General features: G+C 65.7%; 16 protein-coding genes and 1 pseudogene. 9 read left to right on the forward strand and 8 right to left on the reverse strand.

The window, feature by feature from the left end; translation table 11 throughout:
• Positions 1-84 precede the first annotated feature (84 nt).
• Both ACWKSV_RS04360 and ACWKSV_RS04365 read right to left on the reverse strand, forming a co-directional pair.
• Positions 85-3231, reverse strand: a complete 3147-nt coding sequence (locus ACWKSV_RS04360; protein ID WP_076716129.1) for a TonB-dependent receptor — start codon at positions 3229-3231, stop codon at positions 85-87.
• Positions 3232-3718: 487 nt separating this feature from the next.
• Positions 3719-5812: an alpha-glucuronidase family glycosyl hydrolase gene (locus tag ACWKSV_RS04365; protein WP_076716130.1), complete on the reverse strand. Its 2094-nt coding sequence runs from the start codon at positions 5810-5812 to the stop codon at positions 3719-3721.
• A 212-nt stretch (positions 5813-6024) separates the two neighbouring features.
• Here ACWKSV_RS04365 and manD point away from each other — a divergent pair, with 212 nt between their 5' ends.
• The 5 genes from manD to ACWKSV_RS04390 all read left to right on the forward strand — a co-directional run bounded on the left by manD (position 6025) and on the right by ACWKSV_RS04390 (position 12292).
• Positions 6025-7236 (forward strand): D-mannonate dehydratase ManD, encoded by a 1212-nt coding sequence (gene manD, locus ACWKSV_RS04370; RefSeq protein ID WP_076716132.1) that lies wholly within the window; start codon positions 6025-6027, stop codon positions 7234-7236.
• 1 nt (position 7237) lies between these two features.
• Positions 7238-8557, forward strand: a complete 1320-nt coding sequence (locus ACWKSV_RS04375) for an MFS transporter (protein ID WP_076716133.1) — start codon at positions 7238-7240, stop codon at positions 8555-8557.
• Between the two features lie 76 nt (positions 8558-8633).
• Entirely contained in the window at positions 8634-9905 is a 1272-nt protein-coding gene (locus tag ACWKSV_RS04380; RefSeq protein WP_076716135.1) for a PQQ-dependent sugar dehydrogenase, read from the forward strand.
• A gap of 20 nt (positions 9906-9925) precedes the next feature.
• Entirely contained in the window at positions 9926-10792 is an 867-nt protein-coding gene (locus ACWKSV_RS04385; protein ID WP_076716136.1) for a hypothetical protein, read from the forward strand.
• A gap of 75 nt (positions 10793-10867) precedes the next feature.
• Positions 10868-12292, forward strand: a complete 1425-nt coding sequence (locus ACWKSV_RS04390; RefSeq protein WP_076716138.1) for a L,D-transpeptidase family protein — start codon at positions 10868-10870, stop codon at positions 12290-12292.
• Between the two features lie 12 nt (positions 12293-12304).
• Here ACWKSV_RS04390 and ACWKSV_RS04395 read toward each other — a convergent pair whose 3' ends face one another.
• Entirely contained in the window at positions 12305-13147 is an 843-nt protein-coding gene (locus tag ACWKSV_RS04395) for a type 1 glutamine amidotransferase (RefSeq protein WP_076716139.1), read from the reverse strand.
• A 289-nt stretch (positions 13148-13436) separates the two neighbouring features.
• On the opposite strand from ACWKSV_RS04395, the pseudogene ACWKSV_RS04400 reads away from it, so the two are divergent.
• A pseudogene (locus ACWKSV_RS04400) lies at positions 13437-15521 on the forward strand (TonB-dependent receptor).
• A gap of 2 nt (positions 15522-15523) precedes the next feature.
• Positions 15524-16594, forward strand: a complete 1071-nt coding sequence (locus ACWKSV_RS04405) for a PepSY-associated TM helix domain-containing protein (RefSeq protein WP_191864518.1) — start codon at positions 15524-15526, stop codon at positions 16592-16594.
• A 4-nt stretch (positions 16595-16598) separates the two neighbouring features.
• Here ACWKSV_RS04405 and ACWKSV_RS04410 read toward each other — a convergent pair whose 3' ends face one another.
• The 3 genes from ACWKSV_RS04410 to ACWKSV_RS04420 form a co-directional block, all read right to left on the reverse strand.
• The gene (locus ACWKSV_RS04410; protein WP_483666903.1) at positions 16599-16850 is read right to left on the reverse strand and encodes a hypothetical protein; all 252 of its coding nucleotides are present in this window, start codon (positions 16848-16850) and stop codon (positions 16599-16601) included.
• Positions 16851-16921: 71 nt separating this feature from the next.
• The gene (locus ACWKSV_RS04415; RefSeq protein WP_042489390.1) at positions 16922-17092 is read right to left on the reverse strand and encodes a (2Fe-2S)-binding protein; all 171 of its coding nucleotides are present in this window, start codon (positions 17090-17092) and stop codon (positions 16922-16924) included.
• Between the two features lie 80 nt (positions 17093-17172).
• On the reverse strand, positions 17173-18420 hold the full coding sequence (locus tag ACWKSV_RS04420) for a DUF418 domain-containing protein (protein ID WP_237243350.1): 1248 nt from the start codon (positions 18418-18420) through the stop codon (positions 17173-17175).
• 82 nt (positions 18421-18502) lie between these two features.
• Between ACWKSV_RS04420 and nhaA the strand changes: the two genes are divergently transcribed.
• Entirely contained in the window at positions 18503-19909 is a 1407-nt protein-coding gene (gene nhaA, locus ACWKSV_RS04425) for a Na+/H+ antiporter NhaA (protein WP_076716144.1), read from the forward strand.
• Between the two features lie 10 nt (positions 19910-19919).
• On the opposite strand, the gene purL is transcribed toward nhaA, so the two are convergent.
• Complete coding sequence (gene purL / locus ACWKSV_RS04430; RefSeq protein ID WP_076716146.1) at positions 19920-22145, reverse strand: phosphoribosylformylglycinamidine synthase subunit PurL; 2226 nt, start codon at positions 22143-22145, stop codon at positions 19920-19922.
• A gap of 98 nt (positions 22146-22243) precedes the next feature.
• Between purL and ACWKSV_RS04435 the strand changes: the two genes are divergently transcribed.
• Positions 22244-23185 (forward strand): hypothetical protein, encoded by a 942-nt coding sequence (locus tag ACWKSV_RS04435; protein ID WP_156884268.1) that lies wholly within the window; start codon positions 22244-22246, stop codon positions 23183-23185.
• Here ACWKSV_RS04435 and ACWKSV_RS04440 read toward each other — a convergent pair.
• Positions 23182-24693, reverse strand: coding sequence for an ABC1 kinase family protein (locus tag ACWKSV_RS04440; protein WP_076716149.1), 1512 nt, complete (start codon positions 24691-24693; stop codon positions 23182-23184). The genes ACWKSV_RS04435 and ACWKSV_RS04440 overlap by 4 nt on opposite strands.
• Positions 24694-24698: the final 5 nt, after the last annotated feature.

Genomic DNA, 24698 nt, shown 5'->3' on the forward strand with positions numbered 1-24698 from the left:
GATGACGCCAACACCACTCGCAAAAAAAGGCCCCGGTTTTCACCGGGGCCTCTGTCCGATCGCGAGGGGTGAACGATCGAAAGGTTAGAAGGTGCCGCGCAAGCCGATCAGGAACTGACGACCCGGCTTGTACTGGGTGAACGTCGCGTTTTCGAACTGGAAGTAGGAGCGCAGCGTCGCGTTGGTGAAGTTGGCGACGTTGACGGTCAGCTGCGGTGCACCGGCGATCCCGAAGATCTTGTCGAGGTCGAACGCCGACGAGAAGTCGTAGGTCGTGAAGTCGGTGCCGAACAGCGCCGCGTTGGGGATGCCGTTCTGCGCCGCGCCGCTATTCTGCGCGCCCTGACGCGAGGTCGTGGCGACACGCAGCATCACGCCGTTTTTCTCGTAATAGCCGGTGATGTTGTAGGTGAAGGGCGCCACGCCGAACGCAACGGCCGGGCCGTCGCTGCGCTGGTCGACGATGGTGGCGTTGGCGTTGAAGCCGAAGCCGGTGATGCCGATCGCGCGGGTCAGGAAGTCGAGCGGCTGAACCCACTGGAATTCCAGGCCGTTGATGGTCAGCTTGTTGGGCACGTTGACCTGCGACGTGACCTGCACCTGCGCCTGGCTGGGTCCGCCGCGCGCGTTGATCGCGATCTGCTGCGTCGGGTTCAGCGTGTCATAGGTGATGCCGTACTGCGCCAGGTTCGAGAAGGGCACCGTGCTGATCGCGGTGGTGGTGAACCCTTCCAGCGACTTGCGGAACGCATTGAAGCTGATCACGCCCTCACGGCCGGTATAATATTCGAAGCCCAGGTCGAGATTGGTCGACAGATAGGGGGCCAGTGCCGGGTTGCCGATCGAGGCCTGATCGGCCGAGGGCGCGCCGAAGTTGATGCCCGGCAGCTGCGCCGACGGGTCCGGACGGGTCATGGTGCGTGAACCCGCGACACGGACCACCGCATGGTCGCCAATGTCATAGGCGAAGGTCGCCGCGGGCAGCCATTCCGAATAGACGTTCCGAGTGTCGGCGATGTTCACGATGCTGGGATAGCGGCTTCCATCGGGCAGCGACGCGCCGGTCGCGGTCGTGTTGCGGGGATCGGGGACCGAGACGCGGCCCGAGATCGTCTGGATCGTGTTGACGTAGCGCAGGCCGACATTGAAGCGCAGCGTGTTGCCGCCCAGTTCCTGCGCACCGTTGACGGTCGCGAAGGCCGACTTCACGACCTCGCGGATGAAGCCCGCACTGGCGCCGGTGTTCGCGCCGCCATTCTCGGGCGCGTTGTCGTGGAAGAACTGGTAGTTGCTGGCCTTGGCGAAGGCGGGCCAGTTGACCGTCACGAAACCGGCCGGGCCGGGCGACAGATAGCTGGGCGCCGCGCTGTTGGGGATCAGCGAACCGCCATAGCTGACCGGGCCGCTCATGCCCGAGCTGAAGCCGGTGCCATAACCCGGATAGGTCGGATAGCCCGCAGGCGCGGCGCCCGGCGCGTTCAGACCCTCGCACGGCGGCTGCGAGTTGGGCGAGGGGACGGCGACGTTCGGATTGTTGCCGCAGACCGCGTTCTGCCAGAACTGGCTGTTGTCGAAGCCCCGGATGCGGCGCGACGTATCGTCATAGGCGCCGCCGACCTTCAGGTTCAGCGCGGTGTCACCCCAGGTCAGGTCGCCGCGCAGCCCCTTGTTGATGTTGAGGCGACGTTCGTCCTGCAGGTTGACGCGGCTGCCCGCATACCAGCCGAAATTCTTCGGGTCGTTCAGGTCGAGCGCGCTCTTGATCGTCGGAATGCCGCCGGTGTTCGAGAAGGTGACGGTGTTGCCGACGCCCAGCGGCGTCGTCATGCCGACGGTCGGGCTCTCGCGGTGGAAGGTCGAGCGGGCGTAATTGCCCTGGAAGTTCAGCTTCAGCTTGTCGTTGATCTGCCACTCGGCACCCGGATTGACGCTCCAGAGGCGCGTCGTCTCGGTATAGGGGCGGAATTCGTTGAAGAACTGGGCGTTGGCGAACGTGCCGCCGGTGACGGTGCAGCCCGCGCTGCAATCGGACTTGTCGAAGGTCAGGTTCGTCGGGATGATCGCGCCGTTACGGACGATCCAGGCCATGTTCTCACGGGTCAGCTCGTTCTTCTTAAAGCCGTACAGACCGTCGACATAGAAATGCAGCTCGTCGGTCGGGCGATACTCCGCACTCAGGATCGCGTTGATGCGGTCGCGCGGGCCGCGAATGCTGGTGACGCGGCCCAGGCGGGGCAGCAGGCCGTTATCGATCTGCTGGATGGTCGCACCCGGATTGTTGGCGAGCAGGAAGTTGCGGTCGATCACCGTGCCGGGGACGAGGCCCGCACCGGCACCGACCGGCACCGTCGCCGGGATCGTCCAGTTGCCGCCGCCGGTGCTGTTGCAGCCGCTGGTCGCGCCGCACTGCGCCGCCGTCAGCGCCGGGTTGGTATAGCCGATGGTCTCGAAACCGCGCGTATCGGTGAACAGGCGCTGCGCCGAAACGCCCGCCAGGACGCCGAACGTGTCGTTGCGCCAGCTGCCGATCAACGAGCCGCGCGCACCGATACGGTCCTCGGGCGTCTGCTTCGATCCCTGGATATTATAGGCGAGGAAGGGGCCGCTGCGGTCGAACGGACGGGCCGAGCGCAGGTCGATATTGCCCGCCGCGCCACCTTCCAGCAGGTCGGCGGTGTAGCTCTTGTTCACGGTCAGCTTGGTGAACAGGTCGGTCGGGAAGAAGCTGAGGTCGACCGAGCGGTCAGTGCCCTGCGCGTCGGTCGAACCCGATGACGCGACCGCGATGGGAGCGCCGTTCAAGGTCACGTTGGTGAAGTTCGATCCCAAGCCGCGAATGGCGACGTTGGTGCCTTCGCCGGTCACGTCACGGGTGATGGTGACGCCCGGAATGCGGTTGAAGGACTCGGCGATGTTGGTGTCGGGGAACTTGCCGATATCCTCGGCGAAGATCGAGTCGGTGAAGCCGGTCGACGCGCGCTTGGCGTTGGTCGACTTGGCCAGGCTCGAGCGGTAGCCGGTGACGACGATGTCCTCGGATGGCGTGCCCTGGGTCTGGTCGGTCTGCGGCGCGGGCGGCACGGAGGGGCCGTCATCCTGGCCGTCATTGAGTATCTGCCCTTGCGGGGCCGGAACCGCCTGCGCCCAGGCGGTCGATGCGCTCATCGCGCCGACGGCCGTGGCGCATAGCAGGGCGATGCGGCTGAGGCGGATGGTGGGCACGGATTTCATGTCAGGTCCTCTCTTGCGGCCCGCTGTCGTTCGTTGCGACATGCGGAATCATTTTGGGTGTATCGGTGGATTAGGGGCGGTGGATCAGGCTGCCGATGGAGCGGGATGGTGGCCGGGGCGCAGCTCCACGCGGTCTGCCAATGCGTCGGCCATGATGATGCCGTTAACCATGCTATCCCCTCCGACCGTCTGATGCGGCGTATGCTGATAGCGCTATCGTTCTGCGCTATTGGTCCACAAGTCAATGCAAATTGGTTAGGCCGCAGTGGGTTCGTGACGAACTATGGCTGTTCTGCCACAGCATCGCCGTTTCATGTTGAGACAGTTGGGTTTCTTCAGGCGGAGACTGATAGCGGATGGGTTGTACTGCAATCGATTTATGGTGGTGCAAGTATAGCCATATCGGACCGACCAAATTGCTGTACTCTGGTTTTGCCGATGTGGAGGGTAGGGGGTCGCGGCCCCGACGGACCGCGACCATTACTTCTTACTGAGTATGGCCGGGCGCGTAGGGAAAGCGCTGCGCCTTGTACCAGGCCAGATCATGTTCCGGTTCGCGTACCCCGGCGGGCAGGGGGCGGTGATTGACCGACATCCAATAGGCCAGGCTCGCATCGCGCCACCAGCGGGCCTCGCGTTCCTGAACGGCCAGATAGGTCGCCGTTTTCTGCCACCGCTCGGCATCGATCTTCGGTCGCAGGCCGTCCCATTGCCCTTGCATCTGCGCGACATAGGCGACACCGCGATCATAATGGGCGACCAGATCCTCCCAGAGCGTACGACCGCTCGCCATCCGCCGGTCCCAGGGCAGATGATGGAACCAGAGCAGCATCGACTCCGGCGTCGTCTCAGGCTTCGCAAAGGCCTTGGCGACCGGCCCCGCATATTGGCCGACGGCGTTGCTGCCCGAGGCGGTGCGATCGAAGCCGATGCCGTTCGCATCGGCGCGATGATAATAGGTTGGGTTCCATTCGGGGCGCGCCAGTTCGGACACCCATGGCCCCGGGCCATAATGATGACCCGTCGCCATCAGGTGCGCGAGGCCCAGCGCGCCGGTATAGTCGACCACGGCCTCCCGGCTTCCCATCATCATCGCGGTGACGGTGTCGATGACCTGGCGGTCGGTGCCGAAGGTCTGCGCGGCCCAGGCGCGCGCGACATCCTCCGCCGAGAGATCGGGGTCCCAGGCCAGACGGCCAAAGGCGTACCAGTTCGCCTGGTTGAAGGTCGATCCGCTCCAGTCGCGATCGCGCCCGATATTGGCGACGCCCGCCATGCCGGAGAGTTTGTGATGCTCGGCCTGGCCGTCGACCACATCCGCCACCGTCTCGCCCGGCTTCTGTCCGGTCTTGGCGTCCAGCACCTCGGTGAACAGCGGGCCGAGATAGGCTAAATGAGTCGCAAATCCCAGATATTCCTTGGTAATCTGGAACTCGATCATCAACGGCGTGCGCGGCATAGCGCCGAACAGCGGGTGGAAGGGTTCGCGCGGCTGGAAGTCGATCGCGCCGTTCTTCACCTGCACCAACACATTGTCGGCGAACTTGCCGTCGAGCGGCTTGAACTCGGTATAGGCCTGTTTCGCGCGATCCTCGGGATCGGTTTCGGCATAGACGAAGGCGCGCCACATCACGATGCCGCCATGGGGTTTCACCGCCGCGGCCAGCATGTTGGCGCCATCGGCATGGGATGCGCCATAGTCGCGCGGGCCGGGCTGGCCCTCGCTATTGGCCTTGACCAGGAAGCCGCCGAAATCGGGGATGGTGCGATAGATTTCGTCGGCCTTGGCCTTCCACCACGCGGCCACCGCCGGATCGCGCGGATCGGCGGTCTTCAGCCCGCCCAACTCGATCGGTGCGGAGAAGCGGACCGACAGATAGACCTTGATGCCCCAGGGCCGGAACACGTCCGCCAGCGCCGCTGCCTTGGCGATATAGGGCGCGGTCAGGCTATCGGCCTTCGCATTGACGTTGTTCAGGACGGTGCCGTTGATCCCGATCGACGCGTTCGCGCGGGCATAGTCGGTATAGCGCGGATCACGGAAGTCGGGCAGCGTCCACCAGTCCCAGAGCGACTGGCCCGCATAGCCGCGCTCGACCGACTCATCGAGATTGTCCCAATGGTTGAGCACGCGCAGCTTGACCTTGGGCGCCGAGCGGAGCGCGACGCCATCCGCCGTGCCGCCGGTGGCGAGATGGCGGATCAGCGCGAAGGCACCGTAGAGCGCACCGCGATCGCTGTTACCTGCAACCAGAACAACCTTCTGGCCACCCAGCGTGACCGCGCGGACCAGATACCCTTCCTCGCCCAGTCCCTCGAACGGCAGGCGCAAGGGGCGAAGGGCGGGGTCCGATGCGGTCGCCACCAACACGGGCGGCGTACCGGCGGGCAGCGCGCGGCGCAGCTCGGCGCCTGCCAGATCCAGCGTCGGCGACGCCCCTGACACCCTGACATTCACCTGTCCGACCGATGGCGCGACACTGCGCAGCCATAACGCATAGCCATCCTCCGCCGCCGCCGGAAACGGCAATGCGGCCAAAGACAGGGACAGCGCGGTGGTCCATGCGCGAATCCGTTTCATCCATACTCTCCCGATGTGTCGGCGATTGACAAGCCGACGCTTGGCCCGCACGTTACCGCTATCAGACCAATTGGCAAGTCGGGTTGGACCGGCTGCCTGACAGGAGGGGCCTGAATGACTCGGTGGCAACCCATGACCCGCCCCATGACCGGCCATGCCGCTTCGCGCGGCCGTCCCTTCGTCGCGCCCCTGTTCGCCTGAAGGACGTACCCATGCCCAAGATCGTTTCCGCCCGCCTGATCGTCACGTCGCCGGGGCGAAACTTCGTCACGCTGAAGATCGAATGCGACGACGGCACCACCGGCCTGGGCGATGCGACGCTCAACGGGCGCGAGATGGCGGTCGCCAGCTATTTGCAGGACCATGTCATCCCCTGCCTTATCGGGCGGGAGGCGCACCGGATCGAGGATATCTGGCAGTATCTCTACAAGGGCGCCTATTGGCGGCGCGGGCCAGTGACGATGACCGCGATCGCGGCGGTCGACATGGCGTTGTGGGATATCAAGGGCAAGGTCGCTGGGCTGCCCGTCTATCAGTTGCTCGGCGGCGCGGCACGTGAAGGCTGCATGGTCTATTGCCATGCCAACGGTACGTCGATCGAGGACACCATCGCCACGGCAATCCGCCACCGCAACGAGGGGTATCGTGCGATCCGCCTGCAATGCGGTGTGCCGGGCCTTGCCTCCACCTATGGCGTCGCCAAGGCGGGGCAGCGCTACGAGCCTGCCGATGCCGACCTACCCAGCGAAAGCGTCTGGTCGACCGAGAAATATTTACGCGTGGTGCCCGAACTCTTCGCCGCCGCGCGCGAGGCGCTGGGCTGGGACGTGCACCTGCTCCATGACGTCCACCACCGGCTGACCCCGATCGAGGCGGCGCGGCTGGGCAAGGATCTGGAGCCCTATCGCCCCTTCTGGATCGAGGATGCGACCCCCGCCGAGGACCAGGAGGCGTTCCGCCTGATCCGCCAGCATACGACGACGCCGCTGGCGGTAGGCGAGATCTTCAACTCGATCTGGGATGCCAAGCATCTGATCGAGAACCGCCTGATCGACTATATCCGCGCCACCGTCGTCCATGCGGGCGGCCTGACCCATTTGCGCCAGATCGCCTCGCTGGCGGACCTGTACCAGGTGCGCACCGGCTGCCACGGCGCGACGGACCTGTCGCCCGTCACCATGGCGGCAGCGCTGCATTTCGGGCTTTCGATCCCCAATTTCGGCATTCAGGAATATATGCCGCATACCGACGAGACGGACGCCGTCTTTCAGCATCATTATCGCTTCGAGGACGGCATGATGCACCCCGGTGACGCACCCGGCCTAGGCGTCGAGATCGACGAGGCGCTGGCGGAAACCTATCCGTACAAGCGGGCCTATCTGCCGGTGAACCGTCTGGAGGACGGGACCTTATGGAGCTGGTGAGATGAGCGACCTGACCCAGGCCGCCATCGCCGCGCCGGATACCGTCGCCCAGACCGTACCGCCGCCGCGCGGGCGCGTGCGCTGGGTCATTTGCGGCCTGCTCTTCGCCGCCGTCGTGCTGAGTTATATCGACCGGCTGGTGCTGGGCGTGCTCAAGCCGCAACTGACCGCGCTTTATGGCTGGACCAATAGCGGTTACGGCGACATCACCGGCTATTTCCAGGTCGCCTATGGCCTGGGTTTCCTGCTCTTCGGTTGGCTGATCGACCGGATCGGGCCCCGCGCAGGCTATCTGCTGGCAATGGGCGCATGGACGGTCGGCCATTTCGCGCAGACGCTCGTCACCTCGACCACCGGCTTCGCGCTTGCCCGCATTCCGCTGGCGCTGGGGGAGGCGGGCACTTTCCCCTCGGCACTGGCGGCCGCCTCGCAATGGTTCCCCAAGAAGGAACGCGCGATGGCGATCGGCATCTTCAATGCCGGGGCCAATGTCGGTGCGGTGGTGACGCCGTTGCTGGTCGGCTTCCTGATCGCCGATCTGGTGCTCGACTGGCGCTGGGCGTTCGTCATCACCGGACTGTTCAATCTCGTCTGGCTGACCGTTTGGTGGCGGCTCTATCACCCGCCGCACAGCCATCCGCGCATCACGCCCGAGGAACGCGCCTGGATCGAGGCCGAGCCGGTTGTGGCGACAGGCCGCGCGGGCTTCCTGACCGTGCTGCGCCACCGCGAGTCCTGGTCCTATATGACCGGGCGCTTCCTGATCGATCCGGTCTGGTGGACCTTCCTGTTCTGGCTGCCGGACTTCTTCCACAGCCGCTATGGTTATGACCTGAAGAATTTCGGGCCGCCGCTGGTCGCCATCTATATCATGGCCGATGTCGGGGCGATCGTCGGCGGCTGGTATTCGTCACGGCTGCTCAAGCGCGGCGTCGAGACGGGCCGGGCGCGCAAGCAGGCGATGTTCGCCTGTGCGCTGTTCGCGCTGCCCGTGATGTTCGCTGCGCAGGCGAGCAATATCTGGATCGCCGTGGCGATGATCGGCCTCGCCTGCGCCGCGCATCAGGGCTTTTCGACCAATCTCTTCGCGCTGCCCGGCGACCAGTTCCCGCGCTATGCGCAAGGAACGCTGATCGGTCTGGGCGGCTTTGCCGGGGCGACCGGCGGGTTCATCGCGTCCAAGGCGCTGGGCGCGTTGCTCGACCAAGTGGGGAGCTATCAGCCCTTCTTCATCGCATGCGGCGTCGCCTATCTGGTCGCGCTGCTGATCTTCCATATCCTCAATCCGCGCTATCGGGACGTAAGGATCGGCTCCATGTAACATTTCATGTCCTGATCGCAGCGCCGGATATATGGCCGGATCGGGTGGTTTCTCGCTCACACAGCCGGGAGCCAATATGAACAGGATCGCCTTCGCCCATCTTCTTCTCGCTTCGACGATGGTCGCAGGCGGGGCCTCTGCCCAATCGGCGTCGCAGGTCGTCGGACTGCCGCCCCAGCCCGAGCCCTATGCAACGGAGTCGGTGGTCAACCACCCCAAGACCATTGGCTGGCCGGAAGGGCGCAAGCCTGTCGCACCACGTGGCTATGAGGTGGTGAAGTTCGCAGGCGGGCTCGATTACCCGCGTCAGGCACTGTTGCTGCCCAATGGCGATGTGATCGTCGCGGAGGCGCGGACCAAGCCCAAGCTCGACGCCGATCCGGAAGTTCAGCGCGGGCAGGCGCTGTCCAAGACCACCGGCTTTAGCGCCAATCGCCTGACGCTGCTCCGCGATGCGGACCGGGACGGCGTGGCGGAGCAACGCTTCGTATTGCGCGAGGGGCTGAACCAGCCGTTCGGGATGCAATATGTCGGTGGGCGGCTCTATGTCGCGAACACCGACGGCGTGGTAAGCTTTCCCTTCCAGCCCGGCCAGACGACGATCGCCGCCGCGCCCAAGCCGCTGATCGCACTGCCCGCTGGTGGTTATAACAATCACTGGACCCGCAACCTGCTGCTCAGCCCCGATGGCCGCACGCTCTATGTCTCGGTCGGCTCGGCTTCGAATGTCGGCGAGTTCGGTATGGACGAGGAGAAGCGTCGCGCCGCCATCCTCGCGGTTGATCTGGCGAGCGGGCGCGAGCGTCTTTACGCTTCGGGCTTGCGCAACCCGGTCGGCATGGCCTGGGCGCCCGGCGGGGTGTTGTGGACGGCGGTCAACGAACGGGATGAGATCGGCGACGATATCTCGCCCGATTATCTGGTCGGCGTGAAGGAAGGCGGCTTCTATGGCTGGCCGTATAGCTATTACGGAAAGCAGGATCCCCGCCATGCCAATGAACGTCGTGATCTGCTCGCGACGACACTGATGCCCGACGTTGCAGTCGGCGCCCATGCCGCCGCGCTCGGCGTGGCGTTCGACAAGGGAAATGCGCGGCAAACCGCCTATGTCGCACGGCATGGTTCGTGGAACCGGTCCAGCTTCAGCGGCTATGACGTGCTGGCCGTGCCCTTTGCAAGCGGACGCCCGACCGCCGCGCCGCAGCCCTTCCTGACCGGCTTCGTGGCCGATGCCAAGAAGGGTGAGGTCTATGGCCGTCCGGTCAGCATCCAGACCCGTGAGGACGGCGCGATCTTCGTGCTGGATGATGCGGGCGATACGGTCTGGCTGGTCCGTCGGAGTTCGTGAGACGCGGACATGGTGCGGCGATGGCAGCTATCTTGTTCGCCATCGTCGCGGTCGCTGGCCCCGCCCGGGCACAGTCCATCCCGTTCGCCGATACCGAGGATGCCACGCTTTCCGAAATCGACGTGAAGGACCGGGGCAGGAATTGGCATCCGATCGTGACGCTCGACATCCGCAACGGGGATTATGCCCGGGGTGCACTGGATGACGACGATGCCGCGCTCGACCGGGTGCCGGTGCATGTCGCCTTCGGCGGTGCCTTGGTGCTTCGGCGCGGACGGGATGGCAGCGGCGACCTGTTCGTCATCGGGCAAAGCTCGAACGGCCTTCACGCGCCGCGAGCGGACGAGCGCGCCGCGCCGCGCGCCTGGTATGAGAGCAACAATCTGCTCGGACTGGCCTGGCGTCCGGCGGACGGGCTGACGACCGCCGCGACCTATACGATCAAGACCAGCCCCAATGGGGTCGCCTCCACCACGCATGAAGCGAGCTTGAGCATCCTCTATACGGCGGATCGAGGCCTCGGCCGGTTGAAGCCGCGCGCGGCGATCACTCGCCGGACGCAGGGGGAGGGCGGTCTCTATACGATCGCCGGGATCAGTCCGTCCTTTACGCTTTCAGGGCGCGAGGAAGGGCCGTCGCTCAGCGTGCCGGTACTGGTCGGCGTCGGCTGGAACGGCTTCTATGCGGACGGTAGCGGCACGCGCGTTTACGGCCGTGGGGGGCTGTCCATCGCCTATCCTATCAAACTCGGCGGCAGTGCCGCGACCTTGCAGGCCGATATCCTCGCACTGGTCCGAGATGACCGGCTGCGCCGACTCGACGCGCCGGGCGGTACGACGGCGGCGGTGGTCCCGCACGCCACCATCTCGCTGATGCTGGCGTGGTAAGCCATCCCAAACGAAGCGGGAGCCGACTTCATTTCGATGCGTTTACGATCCATAACGAGGGAGCGACGAACAGATATGCGGACGGGATCGGTATTGGCGCTGGGACTGCTGCTATCGGCATGCGGCGGTCAGGTCGCGACGGATCAGAATGCAACGTCTCCAACGAACGAGCAGGCCGGTCCCGCCCAATGGAGCGACCGCACACGTGGACAGCTGCGTCAGGCGATCGAAGGACGGGCGGCGCATGGCCTGGACCATATGACGTTCGACGTGTCGGGCAGCGATGAGGCAACGACCACCGAACAGGCTCTCCGCTTCGCCACGGCCCTGGCGCGGGGTGCGACCGATCCCACCAAGCTCTACGACGTCTATACCGTGCCCCGCCCATCGCCCGACCTGAAGGCCGGACTGGCAGCGGCGCTGCGCAGCGGCGACCTGACCAAATGGCTGAACAGCCTTGCGCCGCAGGACGGCAATTACAAGCGACTGTCCGACGCCTATCTGAAGCTGCGTCAGCAGCCCCAGGACGCCGACGTCAAGATCGCGGGCACCGGCGAGCCGATCAAGCCGGGGGCGACCGACCCGCGCCTGCCGGTCATCATGCGCGAGCTGGTCGTCCTCGACTATCTGGCGCCCGAAGCGGCGCAGGGGACCAGCTATGCCCCGACCGCCGTCGATGCGGTGCGACGGATGCAGGCCGATTACGGCATGAAGCCCGACGGCATCATCGGCAGCGAGGCGCTGGCGATCCTCAACATGTCCAACGCCGACCGGGCGCGGGCCATCGCGGTGGCGATGGAACGGCTGCGCTGGCTAGAACGGACGCCACCCGCCACGCGGATCGACGTCAACATCGCCGCTGCCCGCCTGACCTATTGGCGGGACGGCAAGATCGTCGACAGCCGCAAGGTCGTGGTCGGCGAGCCGGATACCGAGACGCCGCAGCTGGGGTCGCCCATCTATCGTCTCGTCGCCAACCCGACCTGGACCGTGCCGCGTTCGATCCAGCAGAAGGAGCTTGAAAAGAAAGGCGCCGGTTATCTGAAGGCCAACAACATGGTCTGGAAGGACGGCTGGATCGTCCAGCAGCCTGGGCCGAAAAACTCGCTCGGGCTGGTCAAGTTCGACATGCTGAACGACCATGCCATCTATCTGCACGATACGCCTGCCAAGGCGCTGTTCGGCATGGTCCAGCGCCAGCGGAGCCATGGTTGCGTCCGCGTGGACGACGCGCTGGGCTTCGCCGAGATGCTGGCCAAGGACGAGGGCGTGCTGGACGAGTGGCACAAGGCACGCGAGACGGGCGAGGAGAACTTCGTCAAGCTGCCGCGCCAGATCCCCGTCCGACTGCTCTACCAGACGGTGCTGTTCGACGATGGCGGGGAGCCGATCGTGCGCAACGATCCCTATGGCTGGGACGACCGGGTCGGTGCGGCCCTGGGCTTCAAGGCGGGCAAGGCGCTCCGGGTGGTGACGGGCGCAGCGGATGTCGGGCCGTAACGGCCCAGCAGCCTAGCCTCTCAGCTTCCTGAGTTGAGAGAGGAAGTTGGCGATTTCGCGACGGCGCAACCGTTCCTCCGCAAACTCTCCATCCACCCCCAGCCGCCAGCGAAGCGCCCGGTCTTCGGGCTCTTCGTGAAGAGCGTCGAGATCGCTGCTCCATGCTTCGACATCGCCTTCGGTATTCGCCAGCCCCGCCTCGACAAGGTCGCCGGCCTGTGCGGCGATGGCCAGGGCAATCTCGCGCAGCGCCAGTTCGGGGTGATATTGCACACCCCAGAAGACGCCCCCGTCGAAACGAATTTCCGCCGCCTGCACCCGTGTGACGGCATTGCTGGCAAGCAACGTCGCGCCGGGCGGTAGCTCCGCCACTTCGTCACCATGGATGGCGGGAGCATCCCAACTGAGCGGTCGACCTGCGAGCAGCGGATGGTCGCGCCCCGCCTCGGTCGGGGTGATGCGGCGGGCAATGCCTGCCTCCATCCGTTCGGGCATCTTGCGCACCCGTCCGCCCGCCGCCGCGACTGCGATCTGCAAACCGGCGCAGGAGCCGAAGGATGGCAGGCCCGCCGCGAACACGCAGCGCATAAAGTCGAGCTGACGCCGGACTTCGGGGCTGTCGTCATAGACGTGCATCGGCGAGCCCGTCAGGAACACCGCGTCGAACGCGGCCAAGCGGTCGGTGGAAAAGCCGGAGGCCGCGTCGTCGGCCGGGGAGACGATCGTCGTGGCGATGCCCGGCTGCATCTGTTCCAGCGTCGCGGCATAGGTCTCGCCCGAGCTTTTGCCGGCACGGCGGCGGCGGGCTTCGCGTTCCTCGGGCAATTCGCTTTGCGCGATCAGATAATGCGGCACAGAAAACTTTCGATCATGAGCCGCACCAACGCGTGCCCGCTCTGGATGGTCCGTCTCTAAGCCTCGAATTATTGGCCGGATATGCTCCTGGCTGGCGCGGGAAAGAGGGGCCTGTGTGGGGCGACGAACAGGATTGCCGCCATCCAGCTAATGCGACCGATTTGCAATCCCGCAACCTTTTGCCTAAGAGCCGCCCACCACAAAGGGGGTGGCGAATATGAATATCGGTTGGCGGCTTCTGGCGATGACCTCGGTCGCAATCTATCCGGCGATCGGTCACGCGCAGGATATGGCGCAGGTGGAGGAAGCGGGCGATGCGCCGACGCAGGATATCGTCGTCAGCGCGGCGCGCTCGATCCTGCCGCCCAACGCCTTGCCGCTGACCATCGACATCATCGACAAGCAAGCGCTGGATCAACAGATCGCCATTTCCGGCTCGGTGGTCGATGCGGTGGCGACGCTGACCCCATCCTTTTCGCCGACGCGCCAGAAGCTGTCGGGCGCGGGCGAGACCCTGCGCGGACGCTCGCCGCTCTACGCGATCAACGGCATTCCGCAGACGACGCCGCTGCGCGACGGCAGCCGGGACGGCTATACGATCGACGGCTTCTTCATCGACCGGGTCGAGCTGATCTATGGGTCGAACGCGCTGCAGGGCGTCGGCGGAACGGGCGGTATCGTCAACCAGGTCACGGTCGGCGCGCCGCGTCGCGAGGGTCTGAGCGGCCGCGCACTGGTTCAGGGCACCGCCGATACCGATTTTCACGGCGAAGGACTGGGCGGCAAGGTCGGCGGGCTGCTTCAATACAAGTCGGGCCGCTTCGATATCAGCGCAGGCGCTGTCTATGAAAAGCGCGGTGTTTTCTATGACGGAGAGGGGCGCAGGGTCGGCCTGAACCTGACCCAGGGCGAGACGCAGGATTCGCGGACGACCTCTCTGTTCGCGCGCGCGGGCTATGCCGTGACCGACACGATGCGGCTCGACCTGATCGCCAGCCGGTTCGAGCTGAAGGGCGACGGCGATTATGTCGCAGTGGCGGGCAACCGCCTGACCGGCCTGCCGACCAGCGCCCGGCGCGGCAATCCGCCGGGTCGCAGTGCCGCCAGCCGGACGGAGAGCGTTGCGTTGTCACTCACCGATCCCGACCTGGCCCAGGGCAATCTCGTCACCCAGATCTTCTGGAACCGCACCCGCGACACCTTCGGGGCGGAGATCAACCCGATCGCGACCTTCCAGGATCCGCTGATCGCGCCGGTGGGCACGCTGATCGACCAGTCGCAGAACCGCAGCCGCAAGATCGGCGGCAAGATCAGCTATGAGCGCGCGATACCCGGTTTCGAGGCGCTGACCGCGATCGTCGGTTTCGATGCCTTGTAGGACAAGACCGAGCAGCGGCTGATCCTGACGAACCGCGTCTGGGTGCCGCCCAGCGACTTTCGCAGCCTGGCGCCGTTCGGCCAGTTGAACCTCGCGCTGTTCGACAAGGCGGTGCGGCTGGCGGGTGGCGTGCGGTGGGAGAATGTCCGCATCCGCATCGACGACTATACCACCCTTGCCACCTCCAACCGCGTCGCGGTGAAGGGCGGCACGCCGACCTTCCAGGACGCCCTGTTCAACGGTGGCGTCATCGTCGAGCCGATCCGCGGCATCCGCGCCTATGCCAGCTATGCCGAGGGTTTCACCGTGCCCGATATCGGCCGCATCACCCGCGCGGTGAACCGGCCGGGCGTTTCGATCGACACCTTTCTCGACATCGCGCCCATCGTATCGAACAATCGTGAGATCGGCGTCGAGGTGAAACGCGGGCCGTTCGATGCCAGCACCGCCTATTTCTGGTCGTCGAGCGACAAGGGGCAGCTCCTGATCGCCAATCCGGGCGGCATCTTCGACGTGCAGCGGCTGCGGACCGAGATACAGGGGCTGGAGATCAATCTGGGCATGCGCCTGCCCCTGCCGGGGACGCGCCTGTCGATCGGCTATGCGCATCTGTCGGGCCGCTATGACAGCAAAACGCCGCCCGACGGGATCGTCGACACCGATCTGGACGGCGCCAACATCTCGCCCGACCGGCTCAACCTGGCGGCCAGCTATGATCGCGGGCCGTGGTCGGCGAGGTTGCAAAGCCAGTTCTTCCTGTCCCGCACCTTCAAGGGCCGCCTGCGTGACCCGCGCAACGACTTTGGCGGCTATACCGTCGTCGACGGGACCATCGCCTATAATATGGGCAAGGGGACCATCTACCTCGCGGCGCAGAACCTGCTCGATCGCTTCTATATCGACTATTCCAGCGACACCCGGTTGCCGACCGACAATTTCAGCTATTTTGCCGGGCGCGGGCGCACCGTTACGCTGGGCTGGGATGTAAGGTTCTGACAATGAAGTGGCTAGATCTGCTCCATCGCTGGACCGGCGGCGTCATTGGTCTGGTGCTGGGGCTGCTGGGGCTGACCGGATGCCTGCTCGTCTGGAAGACTGCGCTGATCATGGTGCCGGGTAAGGCGATGCCGCTGATCCGGGATCCGGCCTCCGTCGCAGCGGCGGTCCAGCGCCTGCTCCCCCAGCCCAAGGGCGGCGAGAGCGTGGTTTTCGCCGACAACGACTTCGCCCTGCACCAGCTTCGCCTTGCCCATGGGGCAGGGGCCTATGCCGATCAGGGTGGACGGATCGTTGATCGCTGGAGCAGTCAGTGGGAGCGGCCCGAGCTGTGGCTGTTCGATTTCCACCACCATCTGTTCGCCAGCGATATCGGCGAGACGGTGATCGGCATTGCCGGGCTGTGCGGACTGTTCTTCGTCGTGTCGGGCGCGATCCTGTGGTGGAGGACCCGCCGGACGTTCAAGTGGCGGCTGTTGCCAAAGCGGATGAGCCGTCCGGCGATCCTCATGCATCACCGCGATTTGGGGATCATCGTTGCGCCGCTGCTGCTGCTGTCGAGCATCACTGGCGCGGCGATGGTGTTTCGGCCGGTGGCGATGATCGTCGTCGCACCCTTCGGCTCTCCCGCCAAGGCGCTGGCGGCGCTGCGGCCGGGCAAGGTACATGGCGGACCGCTGGCGGCCAGCCCGCCCTGGCGCGCGATGCTGACGACAGCGAGCCAGCGATTCCCCGACGCCGTTCCCCGTATCCTGGCCATGCCGCGCAAGCCGGGGGACCCGATCACGCTGCGGATGCGCCGGGCGGACGAATGGTTGCCCAATGGGCGAACCACTTTGGTCTTCGACGCCGCCACCGGCCGTCTGTTGTCGAGCAACGACGCGATGGCGATGCCGCGAGCCGCCCGCGTCTATAACATGCTCTATCCGCTTCATGCCGGGCGTGTCGGCGGACTGGCCTGGAAGCTGCTGATGACCGTCAGCGGCCTGGCGCTGACCCTGCTGGGGTCGTTGGCAGTATGGACCTTCTGGTTCCGGCGACCACGCCGCCCCGTAAGGACATCCCGCCCATAGCGGGTTACTCGGGCTTTCGCAGGGCAGAGGCGAGGGCGATACCGGCCGCGAGTTGCAACAGGCCATAGGCTCGGCTGCGCCGGGGATGGCCTGCGAAGGGGCGGACGAGCAGATCGACCGCAGGGACGTCCGACCGCCAGAGTTCGACATGCCGTTTCGGCTGCAGCAGGCCGAGCAGCCCATCGCCGATCATGAAGACAGCGGCCATTTCGCCGCTGCGGCGCAGGCCGATCCGAAGGTTGGTCCTGTCGCTCATCACCACTCTCCCAAAACTCCCCAACGCGAAAGCGGGGCTATGGTCGCATGGCGGCGGGCTTGGTGCGCGACTCAGGCGGCGGCGCGTTCTTCTTCGATGATGGCCCGTGCCAGGACCGCGCACTGGCCGCATTTGGGCTGGCGACCGAGTGCCTGATACATTTGACAGGGGGTCATGGAACCGGCGCGAGCGGCGTCGCGGACCTGGGATTCCCGGATGGCATTGCAGACGCAGACGACCAAGGCGCTCTCCATCGATTACTTATCCCGTCTAGCGCTAATGAGAGTGGATCGCAAGCATATTGCGAGGCGTTTGCAGAAAATTATCCCGCTCTGCCAACTGCTCCCCGGCTCGCCAGCCGCCATAGGCGCTCGAGTGGTCCCTGCCCGAAACGGGCGAGCCAAGGCTGCGACCAAAGCATCATTAACCCCCACATCAGGGGTGCCAGCATATAGAGTTCGGCCCGGTTCCAGCGGGCGAACTGCCCCAGGCCGTGACCGTAGAACACCGCCGTCATCAGGAGACTGGTTGCGATATAGTTGGTGAAAGCCATCCGCCCCGCCGCCGCGACCCGGACCGTCCACCAGCCGCCCGGCCGCATCAGCAGCAGGATCAGCGCAGCATAGCCGATCGTCCCGATCAGCCGGAAGGGCACGTTCAAGAGCAGCTCGACCAATGTGACTGCGCGAACGTCGTATCCGCTCGCCATGATACCCAAAGCCATTGCGGCATAGACGGGAATGGTCAGTCCAAGGCCCATTGCCGCCCAGCAGCGATAGGCGGCGCGCGGCCAATCGCCCGTCAGGAAGCCCGACTTGAACGCGGCCATGCCCAGCAGCATGGCACTGAGCGTGTCCGGACCGATCTGGATGAGGTCGATCAACGGATTGCCGTTATTCTCCAGCCGAAAGGCGGTCGCCATGGCCCAGGGCCCGCGCATTGCGGCGATTTCCGGGGCGAGTCTGGCGGCCGGAGGGGTGCCGAACGCCAGTTGATAACTATCCCAAAGGCTCGCCATTTGCGGCGTGTTGCGCGCGGCGGCGACGAACAGCCCCAGACAATCCAGCGCACCGAATGCCATGGACAGTGCGGCAAAGCCAAGGGCGGTCCAGCACAAGGCCCGTGGCGTCAGGCCGACAAAGGCGAGGGCGACGATCCCGACCAGCGCATAATGGGCCAGGATATCGCCGGTCCAGATGAAGGTCAGGTGGACCAGGCCCAGGACAAACAGCACCGCCATCCGCCGCAGGTGGAAGGACGCTCCGTTCCACCCCGCCGCATCCGCCCGCTGAATGACCAGCAGCGTCGATGCCCCGAACAGCAGCGAGAACAGCCCCCGCATCCGCCCGTTGACGAAGCTTTCGGTCAGGAACCACATGGCGATGTCGATCGGCCGCCGACCACCCCAGGCGATCGGGTTGGAATAGGCCGGGTCGGGCAAGGCGAAACCGGGCAGATTGGCGAGCAGGATCGCCATCACCGCCACCCCGCGCAGCACGTCCAGCGACAACAGCCGCTCACCGGGGGCGGCCGACGTCAGGGTGGGGGCAGGGGCAGGACCATCGGCCAAGGAATAGCTCCGTCTCACTTGCCGGGGCTTAGCCTGCGTTGCCGGGGATGCAACCACCGTGCTGGCGAGGCATTGGAATCCCATGGGATTATCGCCTCGCCTGACCGGCCGCGCCACCGCGCGTGCGCATCACTCGCCCGCCGCGTCGGCGTTCCTGCATAAGATAGAGCCGCTTTTCGCAGGACGGGAGGTCACGGGCGGGCCGTTGCTGCTCGCGACGATTCTGGCGCTGGCGATGACCAACAGCCCCTGGGCGGGCGGCTTCGAGCGCTTCTGGGATACGCCCGTCACCATCGGGTTCGGAACGGGCGAGGTATCGCACCGGCTGGCCGAGTGGATCGACCACGCGCTTCTCCCGCTGTTCTTCGTGATCGTGGGGGCGGACGTGAAGCGGGAAATGGCGATAGGGCCATTGGCGCACTGGCGCAGCGCGGCGTTTCCCCTGTCGGGCGCGTTGGGCGGGATGCTGGTGCCGGTGGGGCTCTATCTGGCGGTCGCCGGGGGCACGCCCGCGCAACCCGGCTGGGGGGCGGTCATCACCACCGACACGGCTTTCGGGCTTGCGCTGATCGCGGTGTTTGCGAACCGGCTGCCCGCGGGCTTGCGCGCGACGATGCTGGCCTTTGCGGCGGTCGACGATGTCGGCGGACTGCTGGTCATCGCCTTCGCCTATAGTGGCGCGATCGATCCATGGGGGCTGGTTGTCGCGGCGGCTGGGCTGGCGGGCATCATCGGGCTACGCCGGATCGGCTGGGTGTCGTCGGTGCCCTATGTGCTGCTCGCATTGCTCGTGTGGGGCGGCGTTCTGGAGTCCGGCATCCATGCGACGATCGCCGGGGTTCTGATCGGCCTGACCGTTCCGGTCCAGCCTCGGCTGCAACAGCATGCCTTTGCGCAGCGGGTCCAGCGGCGGGTCGACGAATTCCGCGACGCGCATGATGCGGCCGAGGATGCCGATGATGACGAGGAAGAGCATCGGCATCGCGAGCGGGCCGAGGAACGATTGGGCTATCTGCATGAAATGGCGTCGGCCACGCGGGAGGCAAGCAGCCGGTTGATCGAGGTGCTGACCCCCTGGGTCAATTACGTCGTGCTGCCGCTGTTTGCGTTGTCGAACGTGCGTATCCACATTTCGGGGGATCTGCTGTCGATGATCGGCGGGCCGCTGGTGATGGGCGTGGTGCTGGGCCTCGTGATCGGCAAGCCGCTGGGCTTCCTGACCTTCACATGGGCGGCGAGCGCGCTGGGTCTGGCGCGGCGGCCCGACCAGGTGACATGGCCGATGGTGGCGGGCGTCGGCGCTTTGGCCGGGATCGGCTTTACGATCTCGCTGTTCATCGCGGGGCTGGCCTTCGGCGACGGCGAGATGCGCGAGGCGGCGTCGCTGGGCGTGCTGCTGGCCTCGGTGCTGGCGGCGGCGATCGGCTATGCGATCCTTCGCCACTGCGCGGAGCCCCGGCACGCCGCCGAGGCTCCGTCAGAGGGTTAGGGGCAGAGGGTTAGGCCAGGGCGGCGTCCGCGCCCATCAGCGCGGGGAAGAAGCCCTCATGCGCGCGACGCAGATCGTCCAGCGCCACGACGAAATCGCCGTCCTCGCGCTCGAAGATCAGGCGCGTGCCCGCCGTGCGGCCGATCCGCTCGACCTCGACGCCCGCCTGATGCGCGTTCGCCAGGAAGTCCATCAACGCGGTGTCCTCGACCGTGGCGATGTACAGGCCCTGATCCTCGGCGAAGAGCTGGCGGCAGGCCTCGCCCTGTTCCGGGAACTGGATCAGCGCGCCGATATTGCCCGCCAGCGCCATCTCGGCGACCGTCACCGCGATGCCGCCGTCCGAGACATCGTGCACGGCGGTCAGGTGGCCAGCGATAATTGCCTCGCGGACCAGATCGCCGGTACGACGTTCCGCATCCAGGTCGATCGACGGGGGAGGGCCAGCCTCGCGGCCTTCGATCCCGTGCACTTCGCGCAGCCAAAGCGACTGGCCGATTTCGCCCTTGGGGGTGCCGATCAGGACGATGACGTCGCCCGTGCCCTTGAAAGCCACCGTTGCCGACTTGGACCAGTCGGCCATCAGGCCGACGCCGCCGATCGCCGGGGTCGGCAGGATCGCCGAGCCCCCGCCGGTCGCCTTCGACTCGTTGTAGAGCGAGACGTTGCCCGACACGATCGGATAGTCGAGCGCACGGCACGCTTGGCTCATGCCCTCAAGGCAACCGACGATCTGGCCCATGATCTCGGGGCGCTGCGGATTGGCGAAGTTGAGGCAGTTGGTGATGGCAAGCGGCTTGGCGCCGACCGCCGTGATGTTGCGCCACGTCTCGACCACGGCCTGCATGCCGCCGGTCACCGGATCGGCATAGCAATAGCGTGGCGTGCAGTCGGTGCTCATCGCGAGCCCCTTTTGCGTGCCATGGACGCGGACCACGGCAGCATCGCCACCGGGGCGCTGCACCGTATCGCCGCCGACCATATGGTCATACTGCTCCCAGATCCACCGGCGCGAGGCGATGTCGGGTGAGCCCATCAGCTTCAGCAGATCGGCGGCCGGGTCCTGGCAACCGGGTGACGTGATCGCGGTAGGCACCTCGGTCGGCACATGCGGACGGTCGTAGAGCGGCGCGTCATCGGCCAGCGGGGCGAGCGGGATGTCGCACACCACCTCGCCCTTGTGGCGCAGGACCATGCGGCCGGTCTCGGTGACGTGGCCGATGACCGCGAAGTCCAGTTCCCATTTGCGGAAGATCGCCTCGGCGAAATCCTCGCGGCCGGGCTTCAGCACCATGAGCATCCGCTCCTGGCTCTCCGACAGCATCATCTCATAGGCTGTCATGCCCTCTTCGCGCTGGGGCACGTCGTCCATGATCAGTTCGATGCCGACGCCGCCCTTGGACGCCATCTCGACCGACGACGAAGTCAGGCCCGCCGCGCCCATGTCCTGGATCGCGACGATCGCGTCCGACGCCATGAGCTCGAGGCAAGCCTCTATCAGCAGCTTTTCGGTAAAGGGGTCGCCGACCTGCACGGTCGGGCGCTTCGCCTCCGCATCCTCGCCGAAGTCGGCCGAGGCCATGGTCGCGCCGTGAATACCGTCGCGGCCGGTCTTGGAGCCGACATAGACGATCGGATTGCCGACGCCGCTGGCGGCCGAATAGAAGATCTTGTCCTGATCGGCGACGCCGACGGTCATCGCGTTGACCAGGATGTTGCCGTCATAGGCCGGGTGGAAATTCACCTCGCCACCCACGGTCGGCACGCCGACGCAGTTGCCGTAACCGCCGATGCCATGGACGACGCCCGAGATCAGGTGGCGCATCTTGGGGTGATCGGGACGGCCGAAGCGCAGCGCGTTCAGGTTCGCGACCGGACGCGCGCCCATGGTGAATACGTCGCGCAGGATGCCGCCGACGCCCGTCGCCGCACCCTGATAGGGCTCGATGTACGAGGGATGGTTGTGGCTCTCCATCTTGAAGATGGCGGCCTGGCCGTCGCCGATGTCGATGACGCCCGCATTTTCACCGGGACCGCAAATGACCTGGGGCCCCTCGGTGGGCAGCTTCTTCAGGTGGATGCGGCTCGACTTGTAGCTGCAATGCTCGGACCACATGACCGAGAAGATGCCAAGCTCCACGAGGTTCGGCTCGCGGCCCAGCGCGGTCAGGACGCGCTGATATTCTTCTTCGGACAGGCCGTGGTCGGCGACGATCTGGGGCGTGATCTCGGTCATGGCCCGCGCCTTTAACGTGGTGTCGCGGGTTCGTCACTATCGGTCTTTCGCCAGATGCGTCATGATCGCCACGGGGCAACAGGCAAGGGGCGGGCGCAGTGATTTTGGCGTTGATGATGGGTGCCGCTATGGCGGGGGGCGAACTGCCGCCCAAGCGGGAGCGGGCGATGCTGGCCGATGTACAGCATATCTATCGAGGTGCTGGAAACCGTCTTTGGCCGGGCTTTGCCAAGGTGTCCCTGGACTTGGTGCTGATCGGGCCGAAGCGCGAGACTCTGTTTTGCCACCGGGCGATCAAGGGCTTTGCGTCAGCGGGGCGTGATCCACTGACGAAATGTTCGTTGCAGACCCGCCCTCGTGAACTGGATATTGACCTGTCAGCCGCTGCCGATTTCTTTGCGGGCGGGGAGACGATCGCAATCGGTTATCCCGAGGCTTTGGAAATGAGCGCCGCCTATTGGAAGGCCACGGCGCTCCACGAGGCATTCCATCTCTATCAGTCGCATATGCCCAACTATGCCCGAGCAGTGGAAGCATTGGGCTTAAGTACTGGATCGAGCGATGGCAGTTGGATGCTCAATTATCCATTCCCCTATGCCGACCCTGAAGTAGGGGCGGCCTTTTTGACTATGGGGAATGCGGCCTTGGCCTTTCTGGGCGCCAAGTCACCACAGGAGCGTCGTTCTGCGACCAATGCCTATGTGACGGCGCGTGAGGCGGCGCTGGCGAAGGTCAGTCCAGTGGACCGGCGCTATTATGAATTTCAGGTCGGTCAGGAGGGCGTTGCGCGCTGGACCGAACTGACCATGGCCCGGCAAGGCGATGCCGCCATGCGCAACGACTCGGCGGGACGCTGGAGGGGGCTTGCGACGAGCCTGCGCGCGGTTCGCGAACAAGGCTTGAAGGTCTGGAAACGAAGCGCATTATACGTCTATGGCGCGATCGAAGCAGAGATGCTGGAGCAAGCGGGCGTGAATTGGCGCGAGGAGTATCGCCGCCATCCCTTCGGTCTTGGTGATCAATTGAAGCGACTGAACTAACCCAGCCGCATCGCCACCGCGATGGCCACGCCGGAAAAGGCCAGTGCGGCCGCGATCCAGCCTGCGCCGGTGCGGATCGCCGTTTCGATGCCGCCGGTGGAAAGGCCAGCCTGTTCGCTCTCCAGCTTGCGGGTGGTCGCGCGGATCAGGCGGGGGAGGTCGTCGCCCAGCCGGTCGAGCTCCAGCGCCAGCGCTGCGGCCCGCCTGGTCCAGCGTTCGGGGGCGAGACGCGCCTCGACGATTCGTGCGCTGGCCCGCCGCAGCGCGGCCGACAGGTCGAAGTCGGGCTGGATGCCGCTCAGTACGCCGTCGATGGTGATGAGCGCCTTGAACAGCAGCAGCATGTCGGGCTGCAGGACGATGCGCTCTTCGCGCAGTACCGGGAATATGTCGCCGAGGATCGCCGCCAGCCGCAACGCGCCGCCACCATGCCGGGCCACGAGCCGGTCGGCGACCGCCTGAAAGCGTTCGGGTGCAATGTCATCGGTTTGCGACCATTGCTTCAGTGTCTCTGCCAGCAAGGCCGGTTCGCTGTTCGTGATCGACTGGGTAAAGGCGATCACTTCTTCGCGCCGACGCGGGGAAACATGGCCGATCAGGCCTAGGTCGAGCAAGGCGATCCGGTTGCCGGGCAGACAGAGCAGGTTGCCCGGATGCGGGTCGCCATGGAAACGCCCGTTGATGAGCGTCATGTCGAGCACGATGTCCGCCCCGGCCGAAGCGATGGCCGACGGATCGATCCCCGCCTGTTGCAGGATCGCGGCGTTGCGCGGCGGCACGCCTTCGATGAAGTCCATCACCAACAGCGTTTCGGACGTCTGCGCCCAGTGGATCGTCGGGACGACCACCCGTGTGTCGCCTGCGAAATCCTCACGCATGCGGTCGGCGTTACGGCCTTCGTTGGTGAAGTCGAGTTCTTCCAGGATGTCGCGACCAAGCTCGCGCACCATTCGTACCGCGCCATAGCGCCGGGCTTCGGCATTGGTCGCCTCGACCATCACGGCGAATTGGGTCAGCAGGCGGAGGTCGGCTTCCATCACGGGGCGGATGCCGGGGCGGCGGATCTTGAGAACGACCTCCGTGCCATCCGCCAGCGCCGCGCGGTGAACCTGCGCGATCGAAGCGGCGGCCAGCGGCTCGGGATCGAACCGGGCGAAGGCGGTCTCGGGCGGCTCGCCCAGCGCCGCTTCCACCTGTTCGCGCAAATCGGCGAAGGGCAGGCGCGGAGCGGCGCTATGGAGTTGTTCGAGCTCGGCAATCCATTCGGGCGGCAGCAGGTCGGCGCGGGTGGCCAGGATCTGGCCGAGCTTGACCCAGACCGGGCCGAGGGCCTCCATCGCCTGTCGGGTGCGGGCGGGAAGGTCGAAGGGCAGGGCATCCGGGTCCCGCCGCGCCGGATCGAGCCCGAGCCGCGCCAGCAGCACGTCCAACCCGAAGCGCGAAGTGGTAGCGATCACCTCGGCCAGTCGGGTGCGGTCGCGTGCCGCAACCCGGATCGCACCCAGCATCATGG

This window comes from Sphingomonas sp. SphC10 (assembly GCF_057004845.1).